General features: G+C 75.8%; 13 protein-coding genes. 9 read left to right on the top strand and 4 right to left on the bottom strand.

All coding sequences use genetic code 11. The annotated features are described in order from the left end of the window. Positions 1–139 precede the first annotated feature (139 nt). The 3 genes from ASF50_RS11250 to ASF50_RS11240 all read left to right on the top strand — a co-directional run bounded on the left by ASF50_RS11250 (position 140) and on the right by ASF50_RS11240 (position 2,904). Positions 140–925, top strand: a complete 786-nt coding sequence (locus ASF50_RS11250) for a methyltransferase (protein ID WP_082499929.1) — start codon at positions 140–142, stop codon at positions 923–925. Positions 926–1,090: 165 nt separating this feature from the next. Beyond that, positions 1,091–2,266 carry a DNA polymerase IV gene (dinB, locus tag ASF50_RS11245; RefSeq protein WP_228942901.1) on the top strand — a complete coding sequence of 392 codons (1,176 nt, stop codon included), beginning with the start codon at positions 1,091–1,093 and terminating at the stop codon, positions 2,264–2,266. A gap of 125 nt (positions 2,267–2,391) precedes the next feature. Continuing rightward, on the top strand, positions 2,392–2,904 hold the full coding sequence (locus tag ASF50_RS11240; protein ID WP_228942900.1) for a DUF3040 domain-containing protein: 513 nt from the start codon (positions 2,392–2,394) through the stop codon (positions 2,902–2,904). 635 nt (positions 2,905–3,539) lie between these two features. On the opposite strand, the gene ASF50_RS11235 is transcribed toward ASF50_RS11240, so the two are convergent. The 3 genes from ASF50_RS11235 to ASF50_RS11225 all read right to left on the bottom strand — a co-directional run bounded on the left by ASF50_RS11235 (position 3,540) and on the right by ASF50_RS11225 (position 8,457). Then, positions 3,540–6,053: a transglutaminaseTgpA domain-containing protein gene (locus tag ASF50_RS11235; RefSeq protein ID WP_056904527.1), complete on the bottom strand. Its 2,514-nt coding sequence runs from the start codon at positions 6,051–6,053 to the stop codon at positions 3,540–3,542. Continuing rightward, the gene (locus tag ASF50_RS11230; RefSeq protein ID WP_082503125.1) at positions 6,050–7,381 is read right to left on the bottom strand and encodes a DUF58 domain-containing protein; all 1,332 of its coding nucleotides are present in this window, start codon (positions 7,379–7,381) and stop codon (positions 6,050–6,052) included. The genes ASF50_RS11235 and ASF50_RS11230 overlap by 4 nt, the downstream gene beginning before the upstream one ends. Before the next feature lie 98 nt (positions 7,382–7,479). Continuing rightward, entirely contained in the window at positions 7,480–8,457 is a 978-nt protein-coding gene (locus ASF50_RS11225) for an AAA family ATPase (protein ID WP_056862497.1), read from the bottom strand. A 541-nt stretch (positions 8,458–8,998) separates the two neighbouring features. On the opposite strand from ASF50_RS11225, the gene mraZ reads away from it, so the two are divergent. The 6 genes from mraZ (at position 8,999) to ASF50_RS11200 (ending at position 15,132) form a co-directional block, all read left to right on the top strand. Further along, a complete protein-coding gene (gene mraZ, locus ASF50_RS11220) occupies positions 8,999–9,424 on the top strand; it encodes a division/cell wall cluster transcriptional repressor MraZ (RefSeq protein WP_200918925.1) in 426 nt (141 codons plus the stop codon). Between the two features lie 274 nt (positions 9,425–9,698). Then, positions 9,699–9,836, top strand: a complete 138-nt coding sequence (locus ASF50_RS19025; protein WP_156697701.1) for a hypothetical protein — start codon at positions 9,699–9,701, stop codon at positions 9,834–9,836. 10 nt (positions 9,837–9,846) lie between these two features. Continuing rightward, positions 9,847–10,908 carry a 16S rRNA (cytosine(1402)-N(4))-methyltransferase RsmH gene (rsmH, locus tag ASF50_RS11215; RefSeq protein ID WP_056904526.1) on the top strand — a complete coding sequence of 354 codons (1,062 nt, stop codon included), beginning with the start codon at positions 9,847–9,849 and terminating at the stop codon, positions 10,906–10,908. Beyond that, positions 10,905–11,627 carry a hypothetical protein gene (locus ASF50_RS11210; protein ID WP_056904525.1) on the top strand — a complete coding sequence of 241 codons (723 nt, stop codon included), beginning with the start codon at positions 10,905–10,907 and terminating at the stop codon, positions 11,625–11,627. Before rsmH ends, ASF50_RS11210 begins: the two co-directional genes overlap by 4 nt. A gap of 101 nt (positions 11,628–11,728) precedes the next feature. Continuing rightward, entirely contained in the window at positions 11,729–13,525 is a 1,797-nt protein-coding gene (locus tag ASF50_RS11205) for a peptidoglycan D,D-transpeptidase FtsI family protein (RefSeq protein WP_056862500.1), read from the top strand. Positions 13,526–13,635: 110 nt separating this feature from the next. Then, positions 13,636–15,132, top strand: coding sequence for a UDP-N-acetylmuramoyl-L-alanyl-D-glutamate--2,6-diaminopimelate ligase (locus ASF50_RS11200; protein ID WP_156718312.1), 1,497 nt, complete (start codon positions 13,636–13,638; stop codon positions 15,130–15,132). Positions 15,133–15,195: 63 nt separating this feature from the next. Here ASF50_RS11200 and ASF50_RS11195 read toward each other — a convergent pair whose 3' ends face one another. Continuing rightward, positions 15,196–16,536: an LLM class flavin-dependent oxidoreductase gene (locus tag ASF50_RS11195; protein ID WP_056862502.1), complete on the bottom strand. Its 1,341-nt coding sequence runs from the start codon at positions 16,534–16,536 to the stop codon at positions 15,196–15,198. Positions 16,537–16,737 lie beyond the last annotated feature (201 nt).

The raw sequence follows: 16,737 nt of genomic DNA, 5'->3' as shown, positions 1-16,737 counted from the left end.
CCAGGGAGTCCGCCCCCGTGCCAGGTGATCGACCCCAGCGCGTCCCCACCGCCGCCCCCGTCGCCGCGTCCCTCGCCGGGGGCGGCCCGGCGACGCGGGCGCGGGCCCGACCGCTCGTCGGTCCCCTAGGGTGGGCGCCATGGCAGCAAGCGAGCGCCCTCCCGCCCGGCCCGACGAGCGGTCCCAGGAGCGGCCCAGCGAGCGGCGGGCGGCGGCGCGCACGGCCGTCGTCTGGGCGGCCCTGCAGGAAGCGCTCGGCGCGGGAGGGGCGGGCCGACCGCTCGACGTGCTCGACATCGGCGGCGGCACGGGCGGCCTGGCCGTGCGGGTCGCCGAGCTCGGCCACCGGGTGTCCGTCGTCGACCCCAGCCCCGATGCCCTCGCCTCGCTGGCGCGGCGCGCGCGGGAGCGGGGCGTCGAGGTGTCGGGCCAGCAGGGCGACCTGTCGACCCTGGCCGAGGTGGTGGGCCCCGCCAGCGCCGACGTCGTGCTGTGCCACGGGGTGCTCGAGGTGGTCGACGACCCGGCGGCCGCGCTGGCCAGCCTGCGAGCGGCGATGCGCCCCGAGGCCACCCTCAGCCTGCTCGTCGCCCAGCACCACGCCGCCGTCGTCGCCCGGGCCATGGCCGGACACTTCGGGCAGGCGCTGGCGATGCTCGACGCGCCGAGCGGCGCACCGGTCGCCGGCGGACGCGCCCGCTCGGGGCGACGCTTCACCCGTGACGAGCTCGAGGGGCTGCTGGGCGGCGCGGGGCTCGAGGTGCTCTCGGTGGACGGCGTGCGCGTCTTCGCCGACCTCGTGCCCGGGTCGCTGCTCGACCTCGAGCCCGGCGCCAGTGCCGCGCTGGTCGAGCTCGAGCGGGCCGTCGCACGCCGCTCGGAGTACCTCCCCCTCGCGACGCAGCTGCACGTGCTCGCCCGCTAGCGACCGGCCGGCTCCCGCCGACCGACGCCCTCGCGCCCCTGGGCCGCGGGGGGACCGGTGGTGACCGACCGGGGGGTGGCGGGCCCCGACGACGCCGCGTTCCCGGACGCGGGCCGGAGCGTCGCGCCACGCGCCGATCGGCGACCGGAGGGCACGCCCCGACCGGTGACGCCGATCCTGCACGTCGACATGGACGCGTTCTACGCCTCGGTGGCCCTGCGGGAGCGGCCCGACCTGCGTGACGTGCCCGTCGCCGTCGGCGGCGCCCACCGCGGCGTGGTGCTCGCCGCCAGCTACCCCGCCCGGGCGCACGGCGTGCGCTCGGCGATGCCGATGTCGCGGGCGCGACGGCTCTGCCCCCAGCTGGTCGTGCTGGCCCCCGACTTCGAGCTCATCGGCAGCGTCTCCCGCGCGGTCCACGAGTGCTTCCGCCGGGTCACTCCGCTGGTGGAGGTGCTGTCGGCCGACGAGGCCTTCCTCGACGTCGGCGGCGCCGGGCGGCGGCTCGGGCCGCCCGAGGTCGTCGCCGAGCTGGTCCGCGCCACCGTCCACGACGAGCAGGGCATCACCTGCTCGGTGGGGGTGGCCGCGACGGTGTCGGTGGCCAAGCTGGCCAGCCGGCTGGCCAAACCGGACGGCGTGGTCGTCGTCGCTCCCGAGGACGTCCCCCGCATGCTCCACCCCCTCGACGTCGGCCTGCTCTACGGCGTGGGGGACAAGACCCGCGCCCGCCTCCAGCGACTGGGTCTGCGCACCGTCGGCGACGTCGCCCGCACCCCCCGCGCCGCTCTCCACGAGCTGGTGGGCGCCCGCCAGGCCGACCACCTGCTCGCGCTGGCGTGGGGCACCGACCGCGGCGAGCTCGTCGTGGGGCGTGCCCCCGGCTTCGGCGGCGGCGAGCCCGACTCCTCGATGGGCGCCCAGCACACCTTCGGGCGCGACGTCGTCGACCGCGACGGCGTGCTGCGCGAGCTGCTGCGGCTCACCACCTCGGTGACGGGCCGGATGAGGGGGCGCGACCTGGTCGGACGCACGGTGGCGATCACGGTGCGCTCGACCGACTTCACCACCGTGAGCCGCTCCCGGACGCTCGCGGAGCCCACCGACGTGACGCGCGAGGTCTACGAGACGGCCGTGGCGCTCTTCGACGCGCTGGGTCCGCAGCGGCGCGCCGTACGCCTGGTGGGGGTGCGGGTGGAGGGCCTCGGCCCCCGCGGTGCGGTGCACCACCAGCACGTGCTCGGCGAGAGGGAGCGTGGCTGGTCGGAGGCCGACCGCGCGGTCGACCGCGCCACCCGTCGCTTCGGGGGCGCCGCGGTGCGTCCGGCCAGCCTGCTCTGAGGACCGGCGGCGCGCGACAGAGGTCGTCGTGCCGCCGCCGAGCACGTCCCTCGACCCCCGCCGCGCGAGTAATTTCCCGACGCGCCTACCGTGACGTCGATCGCCTGCCTAGAATTGGCGCGACGGTGAGCCCGCCGATCCGCGTGACCCTGGAGGACCCTGTGCCACTCTCCGAAGAGGAGCTGCGACTGCTCGAGCAGATGGAGCGCGCCCTCTCTGAAGAGGATCCCAAGTTCGCCTCCACCCTGCGCGGCACCTCGCTGCGCCGGGCTGCACGGCGCCGCGCGATCCTGGCCGGCGTCGTCTTCGTCGTCGGCATCTGCGTCCTCATGGGCGGCGTGATCAGCAAGGTCTACGCCGTCGGCATCGTCGGGTTCGTGATCATGCTCGCCTCGGCGACCATCGGTCTCAACGCCCTCAAGGGCCAGCAGGCCGCCGCGGCCGCCGAGACCCAGGGCGCCGCGGCGCACCCGTCGTCGGGCTTCACCGTCATCGACGGCGGCCGCGCAGGTCGCTCCGCGCGCGCCGGCAAGAGCCGCGGCGGGCGGCCGTCGCGTCGCCCCCGCAAGTCCGGCACGTTCATGGAGCGCGCCGAGGAGCGCTGGCGCCGGCGCCGCGAGCAGAACGGCGGCTTCTGAACCCTCGCTCGGCGCTGTCCTCACGCGTGATCGATGGCGGCTCGGACCCGTGCCCGGCGTGCGCGCCTGAGGTGACCGCTGCTCGGTCCTGACCGCTCGGCCTCCGGCGGCCGGCCCTCGACGAGCCGGACGACGGTCCCGGTCGACGGTCCTGGTCGACGGCTCGGTCCGAGGCCTCCGGTCGACGGCACTCGTCGACGGCGGCAGCCGACGGCTACTCGGGCCCGCACCGACCGACATGCCGGCCCCGGTCGGCAGGTCGGTGCGAGGGGCTCGTCGTCCGCGGGGTCCAGCGGCCACCTCGGCCTGCGCCGGCCGATGTGCCCGGCCCCGGTCGTCGGACCGGCGAGGTCGTCGGAGCGGGAGCCGGTGGAGCCACGGGGCGGAGCCCCCGACCGCCCCCACCGGAGCCCGCCGGGAGCGGTGGCACCCGGCCCGCCCGGCGGCCCCGCTCAGCGGCGGCGGCCCCGCTCAGCGGTCGGGCCAGGGCGGCGGCCCGTGCTCAGCCGGTCGGTCGACACCCGGCCCGCCCGGCGGCCCCGCTCAGCGGTCGTCGGGCCAGGGYGGCGGCSCGTGCTCAGCCGATCGGTCGATCCGGTCGCACCGGTGAGGTCACCCGGCCGGAGCCGCAGAGGTCAGCCGACCTCGTCGACCGTCGCGGCGCCGGTGCGCGTGGCACGCACCTCGGCCCGTCGCGCCTGGGCGCCCGACGGTCGCCGGCCGGCGGTGAGCACCGATCGCGGCCACCACCGCGCCGCGCGGCGCTGTCGCGGCGTGACGCCGGCCAGCAGGGCCGCGACGCAGACGCGCCCGTCGTCGCCCACCTGCTCGCTGGCGGCGGGGGAGTCGGGCGCCCCGGCCGGGGCGTAGCGCCGCCGCTCGAGGGCGGTGACGAGCCGACGGGTCGCGGCGGCCGCCTCCGGGGCGGCCGCGGCGCCGCGCTCGGGTCGCTCGACCGGCTCGGCCGCGGGGTCGGCGTACCAGTCGAGGAGCGCGGCGCCGGCGGTGCGCACCGAGCGCTGCTCGGGCCAGGGGTGGCCGAGGTCGAGGGCGGTGGCGCGCAGCTCCTGCCAGACACCCTCGGGACCCGCGGCGAGCCAGCGCTCACGCCGGCGGCCCCGCAGCAGGCGCGGCAGGAGCAGCAGCGCCCCGAGCGCCAGCAGGCCGCCGACGCCCCCAGCGACGGGGGCCCACGGGAAGGTCGTCGCCGTCGTGTCGGTGTCGTCGGGGCCCTGCGCCTGCGGCACCTCGGGCTCCGCGCTCGGCGCCGGCCGGTCGGGCTGCACCGGGGCCTGCGACTGCTCGCTCGGCTGGGCCGAGGGCTGGTCGGGCTCGGAGTCGAGCTGGCCACGGGTGTAGTCGGGCACGGCGGCCGCCCGGTCGGCGGGCGTGGGCTCGAAGCGCACCCACCCGGCGCCGGCGATGAAGAGCTCGGGCCAGGCGTGGAGGTCGTAGGCGCTGAACTGGTACCGGTCGGGACCGATCTCGTCGGGGCGCAGGAAGCCGACGGCGACCCGGGCCGGGATGTCGAGCTCGCGGGCCATCACCGCCATGGCCGAGGCGAACTGCTCGCAGTAGCCGACCCGACCGCCCTCGTCGTCGCGCAGGAAGGCCTCGAGCTTGCTCACGCCGTTGCCCTCCTCGGCACGCGCGAGGTCGTAGGTGAACTCCGAGCGGAACCAGTTCTGCAGGGCCACGGCCTTGGCGTAGCGGGTCGGTGCCTCGGCGGTGACCTCGATGGCCAGGTCGCGCACCAGGTCGGGCAGCGGGGGCAGGTCGACCATCTCCGCGCTGACGGCGCCGGCGGCCGAGGGCGCCGCGGCGAGCTGGGCGGCGGAGAGGTCCAGCTCGACGCCGGTCATCGAGTAGTCGAGCCCGGCGGTGTCGAGGTCGTCCGCGCTGGCCAGGAAGTCCATGGTCGACTCGTCGTAGCGCCAGTCGCCCTCGGCGCGGATGGCGCGGATCGGTGCCCAGGTGGGCAGCCAGCGCGACTGGAAGTCCTCACCGACGCTCACGTCGTAGTCGTAGGAGCGTCGCGCGACGTCGCCCGCGACGCCCTGCAGAGCCGGCACCGCGCCGTCGGGCAGGTTGTCGGTGGGGATCTCGCGGTCCCCGGAGCTCCACGCCTCGCTGGAGAAGCGGTTGAGCACGGCGATGCGCAGGTACGACGGGTCGGGGTCGTCGGTCTGCACCTCGAGCAGGGGGATGTCGCTGCCACGGCGCAGGTCGCGCTGGAGGTCGGTCATGGGGTTGACGATCTGCACGGCGTCGTCGCCGCCCGCACCCCCCGCGCCGAGGGAGAAGACGTCGACGTCGAGGGTCGGCACCCCGAGGGGCACGAGCACGGCCAGCGCCGTCGCCGCGGCACCGACGCTCGCGGCGCCCACCCGCGAGGTCGAGCTGCGGGGGCCCAGGGCGGCCGAGGCGCGCAGGTCGGTGTCGCTGGCCTCGGTCGGGCGGCCGCGCTCGTCGAGCGGACGGCCCCACCGGGCGACCTGCTCGTCCTCCTGGAGGAAGAGCATGACCAGGAAGCCCGCCGCGGTGAGTGCGAAGACCCACCAGGAGAGCCCGGAGTCGACGATGCTCACCGGCACCGCGTAGACCGTGAGGAGGGGCAGGCCCGCCAGCGGCACGCGGCGCACGCCGTTGGCGAGCAGGTCGACCAGGAGCATGCAGGCCAGCCCGCCGCCGACGAGCAGCGGGTCGAGCGGGGCGGCCTCGGGCGGCACGGGGGCGGCGTACTGGCGTGAGGTCGCCACGGCGGCCTCGACGGCGCGCACCAGCTCGCTCCAGCCGGCACCGAGCGGCACCGGGGTGTCGATGAGCAGCTCGGAGGCCAGGGCGACCCCGACCACCGTCTGCGCGAGCAGCACCACGAGGGCGGGGAGGCGGGCGAGGCGGGCCAGGGCACCCGTGCCGGCGACGACCAGGGCCAGCAGCAGCAGGGGCCGCAGGAATCCGCCCGGGGTCTCGGTCAGCCCCCGCCAGGACACCACCGCGGCCCAGGTGGTGAGGGTGGCGGCCAGGGCCGAGAGCAGCAGGCGCCCGGCGCCCCGGGCGCGAGGGTCCTTCGACGCCGACGCTCGCGCGCGGCCGGTGCTCGGGCGGGCCGGGGACCCGGCCGGTGGCACGAGGGTGGGTGCGCTCACGAGGGTCCTCCACGGGTGGTCGCGCCGGTGCCGCCGCCGGTCCTGATCCCGGTGCCGGGCCCGCTGGTCGCCCCGTGCGGTCGGGGGGCGGTGGCGCGGCTGCGGCCGAGGTCCTGCCAGGCGGCGTCGAGGCGGTCGCGCGGGCCGAGCCCGACGCTGCGCCAGCCCTGGCGGGAGAGCACCGCGGCGCCGGAGGCGCCCGGGGCGGTCGGCACGCCGGTGCCCCAGGCGGCCACGTCGAGGGCGACCGCGAGACCGGCGTCGGCGCCGTGGTGCATGCGGCGCAGCACCGGCAGGTCGGCCTGGGTGAGGTCGCCGAGCACGGCGATGACGAGCCCGCCCTGGCCCTGCTCGCGCAGCCAGCCGGTGTCGAGGTGGGTGGCCCGCAGCGGCTGCAGGACGGCGAGGGACTCCAGGATCGGCCCGGTGTCGAGGGTGGCGTCACGCACGTGCCAGGCCGCGGCGGCGTCCTCGCCCGCAGCGGTGACCAGACGTACGGCGAACCCGCGCCGACTCAGGTGCGTGGCGATGGAGGCGGCGGCCACGACGGCGGTCTCCAGCGAGGAGGCGACGCCCTGGCCGCGGTGGCTGCCGGCGCGGTTGTCGATGAAGAGCGTCGCGCGGGCCTGCCACGGCTGCTCCTCGCGGCGCACCATCAGCTCCCCGGTGCGGGCCGAGCTCAGCCAGTGCACGCGCCGCAGGTCGTCGCCGCGGCGGTACTCGCGCACGGTGACGTCCTCGGCGCTTCCGTGGGCGAAGGCGCGGGGCCGGTTGTCGCCCGACCCGGAGGAGCCGCCGCCGATGTTGATGGGCGGCAGCGGCACGACCCGGGGGGTGACGGTCAGCGGCACGCTGGTCTGGAAGGCCCGGCCGAGCTCGACGAGTCCGAAGGGGTCGCTGACCCGCACCGTCATCGGCCCGACGTCGTAGCGCCCCCGGACGTCGCTGCGCACCTGGTAGCTCACCTCGCGGCGCCAGCCCTGGCCGATGCCGTCGAGCACGAAGCGCGGGCGGGTGCCGAGCACGTAGGGCAGCTGGTCCTCCACCAGGAGCACGGCGTGGGGGGTGCGGCCCTGGTTGGTCATGGTGAGCCCGACCCGGGCGGGCTGGCCGGCGGTGACCAGCTGGGGGCTCACCGTGCGCACCAGGGCGAGTCGGTAGCGGTTGCGGCCGACGTAGGCGGCGGTGAGCAGCGGCAGGGCCAGCACCAGCACGCCGACGCGGGTGAGCGCGGGCTGGCCGAGCAGCACGGCGCAGACGACGGCGGTGACGCCCGCGGCGACGAAGGCGCGACCGCGCAGGGTGAGCCCGGCGAGGGCCTCGCGCATCGGTCCTCCCAGGGTCGTCCGGCGGTGTCGGTGAGGTCGGTGGTGTCGGCGTGGGGCGGTGTGGCGCGGCGCGGGGTACCGCGGTGGGGGAGTGGGGCTCAGGCCCGGTCGGGCTCCGGCACCGGCACCCCGGCGAGGATGCGGTCGAGCACGGCCTCGGTGGTGCGACCGTTCATCGCGGCCTCCACGCTGGGCAGCAGCCGGTGGGCCAGCACGGTGCGCGCCAGCAGCTGCAGGTCGTCGGGCACGACGTAGTCGCGGCCCTCGATGGCGGCGTAGGCCTTCGCGGCGCGCACGAGGTGGAGCGTCGCGCGGGGGGAGGCGCCGAGGGTGAGGTCCTCGGTGGTGCGGGTGGCGCTGGTCAGCGCGACGGCGTAGCGCTGCACCGCGTGGGCGACGTGCACCTGCGCCACGATCCCGGTGATCTTGCGCAGCTCGGAGGCGTCGGTGACGGCCTCGAGGTCGTCGAGGGGGTTGGAGCGGGTGTGGGAGTCGAGCATGGCGATCTCCGCGGAGGCGACGGGGTAGCCCATCGAGACCCGGGCCATGAAGCGGTCGCGCTGGGCCTCGGGCAGCGCGTAGGTGCCCTCCATCTCGACGGGGTTCTGGGTCGCGATGACCATGAACGGCGCCTCGAGGTGGTAGGTCGCGTTGTCGACGGTCACCTGGCGCTCCTCCATCGCCTCCAGCAGCGCCGACTGGGTCTTGGGGGAGGCCCGGTTGATCTCGTCGCCGACGACGACGTTGGCGAAGATCCCGCCGGGGCGGAACTCGAACTCGCGGGTGTTCTGGTTGAACACCGAGACCCCGGTGACGTCGGAGGGCAGCAGGTCGGGGGTGAACTGGATGCGGCTCACCGAGCAGTCGATGCTGCGTGCCAGGGCCTTGCTGAGCATGGTCTTGCCGACCCCGGGCACGTCCTCGATGAGCAGGTGGCCCTCGGCGAGCAGCACCACGAGGGCCGCGGAGACGACGTCGGGCTTGCCCTCGATGACCCGCTCGACGTTGCCCCGCACCCGGGAGACGACCCGGGCCACGGTCTCGAGGTCGGCGCCTCCAGGGATCGGAGCAACCACGTCGGGTCCTTTCGGTCGTGCACTCGGCGCCGGCGGGCACGGCGCCCGGGGATGACATCACGGTAGGGCGTCGGTGCAACTCGCGTCGCCTGCCGGCGCGCTCGCGTCAGGTCCGGCCCCGGCGGTCACGGTGGTCGGCTGCGCCCCACCACGCACCCCCGGGGCGCGCCGGGTGCCCCACGCTCCTCCACCCGCGCTCCACCTCCGCGCGGGCCCGCTCCACCGGCCCCCACCGTGCGCCCCGCAGCAGGTCCGCGTCGCCTCGTCGTACGCCGGGAGCGCCCGGCCGATCTCGGTGCCGCAGGCCGCTGACCTGCGACGACAACGGTTCGGCGGGGTGCTCGGCCGCCGCGGCGCGCCGCGCCGGCGCAGGGTCTGCCCCCGCAGGTCGGACGGACAGGGCGACGAGCGGCCGCGGCCCGGTGGAGCGCTCGCGGGCGCAGAACACCGCCCCGGAGTGGTCGGATGTGGTTGACGGTGGAGGAAGGTGGAGTAAGGTGGTGCGAAGTGGAGGAGGCTCCCGGATCAGTGGAGGTGCGACGTGTTCTTCATGGGCACGTACACGCCGAAGCTGGACGAGAAGGGACGTCTCTTCCTGCCGGCCAAGTTCAGGGACCGACTCGCAGAGGGGCTCGTCGTGACACAGGGACAGGAGAAGTGCCTGGTCGTGTGGCCCGAGGACGTCTTCATGCAGGAGGCCCAGCGCGCACAGAGCACGCCGATGACCAACCGCGACGCCCGTGACTACGCCCGCGTGCTCTTCGCGGGCGCCGAGCAGGGCACACCCGACAAGCAGGGGCGCATCGGCATCCCGTCGGTGCTGCGCCAGTACGCCTCGCTCGAGCGCGACGTCGTCGTCATCGGCGTGATGGACCGCATCGAGATCTGGGATCCCGCCCGCTGGCAGGAGTACTCCTCGGGGGCCCAGGAGAAGTTCGCCGAGCTCGACGAGCAGCCGCCCGTCTGACCCGGCACCCCCCGGCTCCACCCCGCACCACCGCAGACGGCTCCACCCGCACCACCGCAGACGGCTCCACCCGCACCACCAGCAGCACCACCCGCACGTCCACCACGGATCCGCCGGTCTCGGTACCGGCCCGCTCCCTCGGCCCTGGGGCACCTTCCCCGGCACCAGGACCGAACGCCACCTCGAGTCTTCTCACGGAGCGGGCCGGGACCCGGCTCGGCGGATCTGCCCTTTCCCCCGCACCGCCCGCACACCACCCGATCTGGGGTCGACGATGAGCATCACCCACGAGCCCGCGCCGCCGCGGGTGCGCCACCAGGCGCGCGACGCGGTGGTGCTGATGGCGTTCTCCGCCGCGGTCTCCCTCGGCGGCGCCGCGACCCTCCTGCTGCTCTCGAGCCTGGGACGCTGAGGTCGCCTCCATGGCTTCCCCCCGCCACGTCCCGGTCCTGCTCGACCGGGTCGTCGACCTGCTGGCGCCCGCGCTCGGCGAGTCCGCCGCCGCCCGGCTGGGCGCGGCTCCCGTGCTCGTCGACTGCACCCTGGGCCTCGGTGGCCACAGCGAGGCCGTCCTCGAGCGGCTGCCCGGCGCCCGCGTCGTGGGCATCGACCGCGACCCCGCCGCGCTCGCGCTTGCCGGCGAGCGCCTGGCGGCCCACGGCGAGCGCTTCACCGGCGTGCACGCCACCTACGACGAGATCGGCGAGGTCGTCGCCGACCTCGGTCTGGGCGAGGTCGCGGGCGTCCTCTTCGACCTCGGGGTCTCCTCCATGCAGCTCGACGTGCGCGAGCGCGGCTTCGCCTACGCCGAGGACGCCCCGCTCGACATGCGCATGGACTCCTCGACCGGGCCGACCGCCGCCGACGTCCTCAACACCTACTCCGCCGCCGACCTGACGCGCGTCCTGCGCGACTACGGCGAGGAGAAGTTCGCCCGCAAGATCGCCGCCGCCGTCGTGCGCCGCCGCGAGAGCGAGCCCTTCACGACGTCCGGGCCGCTCGTCGAGCTGTTGTACGCCGAGATCCCCGCGCCGGCCCGGCGCACCGGCGGCCACCCCGCCAAGCGCACCTTCCAGGCGCTGCGCATGGAGGTCAACGACGAGCTGGCCGTCCTGCGCCGCGCGCTGCCGGCCGCCATCGACGTCCTCGGCGTCGGCGGGAGGGTCGTGGTGGAGTCCTACCACTCGCTGGAGGACCGGCTGGTCAAGCAGGCCTTCACCGCCGCGACCCGCTCGGTCGTGCCCGACGACCTCCCCTTCGTGCCCGAGGGCAGCGAGCCGGCCCTGCGCCTGGTCACCCGCGGCTCGGAGAAGGCCGACGCGGGCGAGATCGAGGCCAACCCGCGCGCCGCCTCCGTGCGCCTGCGCGCCGTCGAGCGGGTCCGACCCTCCGACGGGCCCCAGGACCGGCCCCAGGGCCGGTCGGCCGCCCGCACGCCCCGCACCACCCACCGTCCCGACACCCGAGGGGGAGCAGCCCGATGAGCAGCACGGCACGAGCGATCCAGACCAGACTGCCCCGCCTCGCCGAGGCCGCCGTCGAGCGCGCCCGGCTGACCGTCGTGCCCCGGGGCCGCACGAGGGCGGCCAAGGTGCCGTTCGTGACCCTGCTCAGCCTGCTGATGCTCGGCGGCGTCGTGGGCCTGCTGCTGTTCAACACCTCGATGCAGCAGTCGGCCTTCGCCGCCACCGAGCTCCAGGACCGCGCCACCGTGCTCACCGCGCGCCAGGCCTCGCTGTCGATGCAGCTCGAGCGCCTGCGCGACCCGCAGAACGTCGCGCGCCGGGCCCAGGCCCAGGGCCTGGTGCTCCCGGCCGCACCGCAGTTCCTCGACCTCTCCGACGGCACCGTCACCGGCACCACCGACGCCGCCCTGGCCCCCGGGACGCTCGCGCTCGACCCGCCCCCGGCGCCGCTGCCGGCCGAGCTCCGCCCGCCGGCGCCGACCCAGGCCCCGCCCGAGGGCACCCTCCCCGGCGACCGCGACCGCTCGGGCGACCGTGACGGCTCGGGCGACGGTGACCGCTCGGGCGACCGCGACGGCTCGGCCGACCGCGACGGCTCGGACGCCGGCGACCGGTCCGGCGACCGCGACGGCAGTGGTCGTGAGCGCCAGCAGGACCAGACCGGCGACGACACCGGCGAGGACGCCCCGCGCGGCAACCGCGACGGCGACGCCGGTGGGGGTAGGAACGACCGGTAACACCTGCACCACCCGCACCACGTGCACCACCCGCACCACGGACCGAACCGCCCAGCACCAGCACCACCCGGAGGACGAGCGTGCGACAGACCCGCCAGCCGATGCGCAGGACCGCAGCCCGTGGCCCGGCCCGCCCCGCCGGCGAGCTGAGGGGCTCCCCGCAGCTGCGGCTGCGGATCGGCTTCCTGGTCATCGCGATGGTGCTGTCGGTCTTCGTGGGCCGCCTCGTGCAGCTCCAGGGTCTCGACCCCGCCTCCTACGCCTCGATGGCCGCGGCCGAGGGCCTGGAGGAGATCGTGCTCCCCGCCGAGCGCGGCGACATCCTCGACCGCAACGGCGAGCCGCTGGCGGAGTCGGTCGACGGGCTGATGGTCGTGGCCGACCCGGCGCTGACCGCCGACGACGCCCCGGAGCTCGCGCGCTTCCTCGCCAACCGCCTCGACGTCGACTACTTCACGATCCTGCCCCGCCTGCGGGCCGAGGACAGCCGCTTCCAGTACATCGCCCGCAGCGTGCCCGCCGCCCTCGCCACCTCAGTGGTCGCCAAGGCGCGCGCGCTGGGCTACGACGGTCTCGTGACCGAGCGCGACCCGGTGCGGGAGTACCCCGCGGGCGACGTCGCCGCCAACCTCGTCGGCTTCGTCGGCACCCCCCGCAAGAACGGCACGACCAAGCCGCTGGCCGGCTTCGAGCGCACCTTCGACGACCTCCTCGACGGCGTCGACGGCGAGGCGCGCTACTCCGTGGCCGCCGGCAACCGCGTCCCGCTGGGGGAGAACACCACCGTGCCGGCCGTCGACGGCGAGGACCTGCGCACCACCCTCGACCGCGACCTGCAGTTCTACTCCCAGCGCGTGCTGCGCCAGGCCGTGCGCGACTCCGGAGGCGAGTCGGGCTCGGTCGTCGTGCTCGACAGCCGCACCGGCGACGTGCTGACGCTGGCCGACTACCCCACCTTCGACGCCAACCACCCGCTGGAGTCCGACGAGGCCGACCTCGGCTCGCGCGCGGTCAGCGACGTCTACGAGCCCGGGTCGGTCGAGAAGGTCCTCACCGTCGCGGGCCTGGTCGACGCCGGCAAGGTCACCGCCCGCACGCGGCTCACGGTGCCCGGCGTGCTGCAGCGCGAGGGGGACAACCCGATCAGCGACTGGTTCGACCACGGCACCATCCGGCTCACGCTGGCCGGCGTCATCGCCCAGTCCTCCAACATCGGCACCGTGATGGCCACGGAGAAGTACGACGACGGCGAGCTGCGCTCCTACCTCGACGCCTTCGGCCTCGGGCGCACCACCGGCACGGGCATCCGCGGCGAGTCGGCCGGCATCCTGCCCGACGAGAGCATCTGGTCCGACGCGCTGCAGGACCGCATCGCCTTCGGTCAGTCGGTCTCGGTCAACGCGCTGCAGATGGCGGCCGCGGTCAACACCATCGCCAACGGCGGGGTGCGCATCGACCCCAGCGTCGTGCTCGGCTCGGCCACCACCGACTCCGGCGAGCAGGTCGGCACCGACCACGCCACGGAGCGGCGCGTCATCAGCGAGGACGCGGCGCGCCAGACGACCCACATGATGGAGCGCGTGGTCGACCCCGAGGTCGGCGTCGCCCCGGGCGCGGCCGTCCCGGGCTACCGCGTCGCCGGCAAGACCGGCACGGCGCAGCGGGCCAGCAGCGAGTGCCAGTGCTACGACGGCAGCTACACCGTCTCCTTCGCCGGGTTCGCGCCCGCCGACGACCCCCGCTTCACCATCTACGTCGTGGTGCAGAACCCCACCAACGGCGGCGGGGGCGGCTCGGTCGGCGGTCCGGCCTTCTCCAAGATCATGGGCTACGCGCTGCGCCGCTACGCCGTGCCTCCCACCGGCACCGAGCCCTCGCGCCTGCCCGTCGAGTGGTGAGCCCGGCCGCGCGCTCCTAGGCTGACCCGATCGTGACCTCGACACCTGGCACTCCCGGCACGTCCGGCGACACCCGCCCCTCAGACCCGCCCCGCACGCCCCTCTCGGAGCTGACGGCGTGGGTGCGCCGCGAGCTGGCGCCGGCCCACCGCACCGCGCCCTCGACCGACCCGACGCTGACCGGCATCACGCTGAGCTCCCAGCGCGTCCGGCCGGGCGACCTCTACGCCGCGCTCCCCGGCGCGCGCGCCCACGGCGTCGACTACGCCGCGGCGGCGGTCGGGGCCGGAGCCGTGGCGGTGCTCACCGACCCCGCGGGCGCCGACCGTGTGCCCCCCGGTGTGCCCGCCCTCGTGGTCGACGACCCCCGCCGTGTGCTCGGGCGGGTCAGCGCCCACCTCTACGGCCACCCCGCCGAGCGGCTGACGATGATCGGAGTCACGGGCACCCAGGGCAAGACCACCACCACGCGGCTCCTCGAGGGCGGCCTGGCCGGCGCGGGGGTGCGCTCCGCGGTCATCGGCACGGTCGGCACCCGCATCGCCGGGGTCGACGTACGCACGGCGCTGACGACGCCAGAGGCGCCCGACCTCCACGGTCTCTTCGCGGTCATGGTGGAGCGCGGCGTCGAGGTGTGCGCCATGGAGGTCTCCAGCCACGCGCTCGTGCTGGGCCGCGTCGACGGCGTGGTCTTCGACGTGGCCGTCTTCCTCAACCTGGGGCGCGACCACCTCGACTTCCACGACACCGTGGAGGAGTACTTCCAGGCCAAGGCCGCACTCTTCGGCCCCGACCGCGCGCGTCGCGCGCTGGTCAACCGCGACGACGAGCACGGCCGGCGCCTGGCCCGGGAGACGCCGCTGCCGGTCGCGACCTTCTCCACCACCGGCGGGGGCGCCGACTGGGAGGCGCTCGACCTGCGCCCGGCCCCGAGCCGCACCTCCTTCGAGGTGCGCGGCCCGGCAGGCCCGCCGTTCCCGGCCGAGGTGCCCCTGGCCGGTGCCTTCAACGTCTCCAACGCCCTCGCGGCCGTGGCCGCCGCGGGCGAGGCCGGGCTCGACGCCTCCGGCGTTGCCGACGGGATCGCCGCTCTGGCCGGCGTGCCGGGCCGGCTCGAGAGCGTCGACGCGGGGCAGGACTTCGAGGTCGTCGTCGACTACGCCCACAAGCCCGACGCCGTCGAGGCGGCCGTGGCCGCCCTGCGCCCGCTCACCGCGGGCCGGGTGGTGGTGGTGCTGGGCGCCGGGGGTGACCGCGACACCGGCAAGCGCCCGGTGATGGGGGAGATCGCCGCCCGGCTCGCCGACGTGCTCGTCGTCACCGACGACAACCCCCGCAGCGAGGACCCGGCCGCCATCCGCGCCGCCGTCCTGGCCGGCGCCGCCGCGGTGTCCGAGGCCGAGCGCGCCGAGGTGCGCGAGGTCGGCGACCGGCGTACGGCGATCGCCGCGGCCCTCGCCGTGGCCCGGTCGGGCGACATCGTGCTCGTGGCCGGCAAGGGCCACGAGACCGGCCAGGAGGTCGACGGTGTCGTGCACCCCTTCGACGACCGGCTCGTCGCCCGTGAGCTGCTGCTCGCCCCCCGGGCCGAGCAGCCCGACGCCTGAGGTCCTCCCGCACCCCGCGGGCACCGGCGGCGTGGCACGAGGGCGCCGCCGGTGCCTCGCGGCTCAGCCCGGCACGCGCTCGCGCCGCCCGAGGTCGAGACCGAGGTGCTCGCGCAGGGTGCGACCGGCGTACTCCCGGCGGAAGAGCCCGCGCCGGCGCAGCTCGGGCACGACCTGGTCGACGAAGTCCTCGAAGGTGCCGGGGCTCTGCGCCGCCGAGAGGATGAAGCCGTCGGCCTCGCCCCCGCGGAAGCTCTCCTCGATCTGGTCGGCGACCTCGGAGGCGGTGCCGACGAGCTGCGGCAGCAGGACGCCCTGGGCGTAGAGCCGGCCGATGTCGCGCAGCGTCAGGCTGTCGCGCTCGCTCAGACGGCGGGCGAGGTCGAAGAGTCCCTGCGTGCCCGAGACCTCGACGTGCTCGAGCGGGGCGTCGAGGTCGTAGGCGGAGAAGTCGTGGTCGGTGTGGACCGAGAGGGTCATCAGGCCCGAGACCGGGTCGGCCAGCTCGTTGTGGAAGGCCTGCTTCTCCTCCGCGATCGACCGCGTCTCGCCGACGAAGGGCACGAAGGAGGGGAAGACCTTGACCTGGTCGGGGTCGCGGCCCGCGTCGCTGGCGCGGCTCTTGATGTCGTCGTAGTAGGCGCGCCGCCCCTCCGGCGTCGGGTCGATCTCGAAGATGGCCTCGGCCCACCTCGCGGCGAAGTCGCGCCCCTTGCTCGAGGAGCCGGCCTGGATGAGCACGGGCCGGCCCTGGGGGGAGCGGGGGGTCGTGAGAGGTCCCCTCGTCTTGTAGAAGAGCCCGTCGAAGTGCGCCGGCCGCACCTTGTCGGGGTCGGCGAAGACGCCGGTCGCCTTGTCCTGCACCAGCGCGTCGGCGTCCCAGGTGTCCCACAGGGCCACCGCGGCCTCGACGAACTCCTGGGCGCGGTCGTAGCGCAGGTCGTGGTCGAGGGCCTCGGTGAGGCCGAAGTTCTGGGCCTCGGAGCGGCTGAGCGACGTGACGATGTTCCAGGCCGCGCGACCGCCGCTGAGGTGGTCGAGGCTCGCGAAGGCCCGCGCCACCTCGAAGGGGTGGAAGTAGGTGGTGCTCCTGGTGACCGCGACGCCGAGGTGGCGTGTGACCGCGGCGATGCTGGCCGCCACGAGCGACGGGTCGAGGGTGGCGCTGGCCTGCGTGCCGCGCCGCAGCGCCTCGCGCTCGTCGCCGCCGTAGTTGGTGGGCACGGCCAGCAGGTCGGCGAAGAAGACGAAGTCGAAGGTGCCCCGCTCCAGGGTGCGCCCCACACGGTGCCAGTAGTCGGGGGTCAGGAACGCCGGGTCGGAGCCGGGGTGGCGCCAGGCGGCGTGGGAGTGCGTGACGTGGGAGGCGATCTGGAATCCGCCGAGGTGCAGCTGCCGGCTCATGGAGGTCTGCCTTTCAGGAGTAACTGGAGTCAGTTACTAGAGAATAGATTGCGCCGTGGTCCGTCCGCCCTCGCCGTCCGGCTGCCGGTCGGCGCGGGCCGGGGTGGGCCGGGGTGGGGCCGGGGTGGGTCGGGCGGGCCCGGGGGTCGGCGGCGCACGTGAGGATCGCCACCGGGCGGCGGGGCGCGGAGGCGCCGGCGG

Origin of the sequence: Nocardioides sp. Leaf307 (assembly GCF_001423135.1) — a bacterium.
Classification (GTDB): Bacteria; Actinomycetota; Actinomycetes; order Propionibacteriales; family Nocardioidaceae; genus Nocardioides; species Nocardioides kribbensis.
The sequence above is the reverse complement of the archived record's forward strand: the minus strand, read 5'-3'. Positions and strand labels throughout refer to the sequence as shown.

What these genes read in the sequence shown, in the direction of transcription:
- ASF50_RS11250 (WP_082499929.1), top strand. Translation starts at nt 140, where the DNA reads ATGGCAGCAAGCGAGCGCCCTCCCGCCCGGCCCGACGAGCGGTCCCAG.
- ASF50_RS11230 (WP_082503125.1), bottom strand. Translation starts at nt 7,381, where the DNA reads ATGCGCGAGGCCCTCGCCGGGCTCACCCTGCGCGGTCGCGCCTTCGTC.
- ASF50_RS19025 (WP_156697701.1), top strand. Translation starts at nt 9,699, where the DNA reads ATGAGCATCACCCACGAGCCCGCGCCGCCGCGGGTGCGCCACCAGGCG.
- rsmH (WP_056904526.1), top strand. Translation starts at nt 9,847, where the DNA reads ATGGCTTCCCCCCGCCACGTCCCGGTCCTGCTCGACCGGGTCGTCGAC.
- ASF50_RS11210 (WP_056904525.1), top strand. Translation starts at nt 10,905, where the DNA reads ATGAGCAGCACGGCACGAGCGATCCAGACCAGACTGCCCCGCCTCGCC.
- ASF50_RS11205 (WP_056862500.1), top strand. Translation starts at nt 11,729, where the DNA reads ATGCGCAGGACCGCAGCCCGTGGCCCGGCCCGCCCCGCCGGCGAGCTG.
- ASF50_RS11195 (WP_056862502.1), bottom strand. Translation starts at nt 16,536, where the DNA reads ATGAGCCGGCAGCTGCACCTCGGCGGATTCCAGATCGCCTCCCACGTC.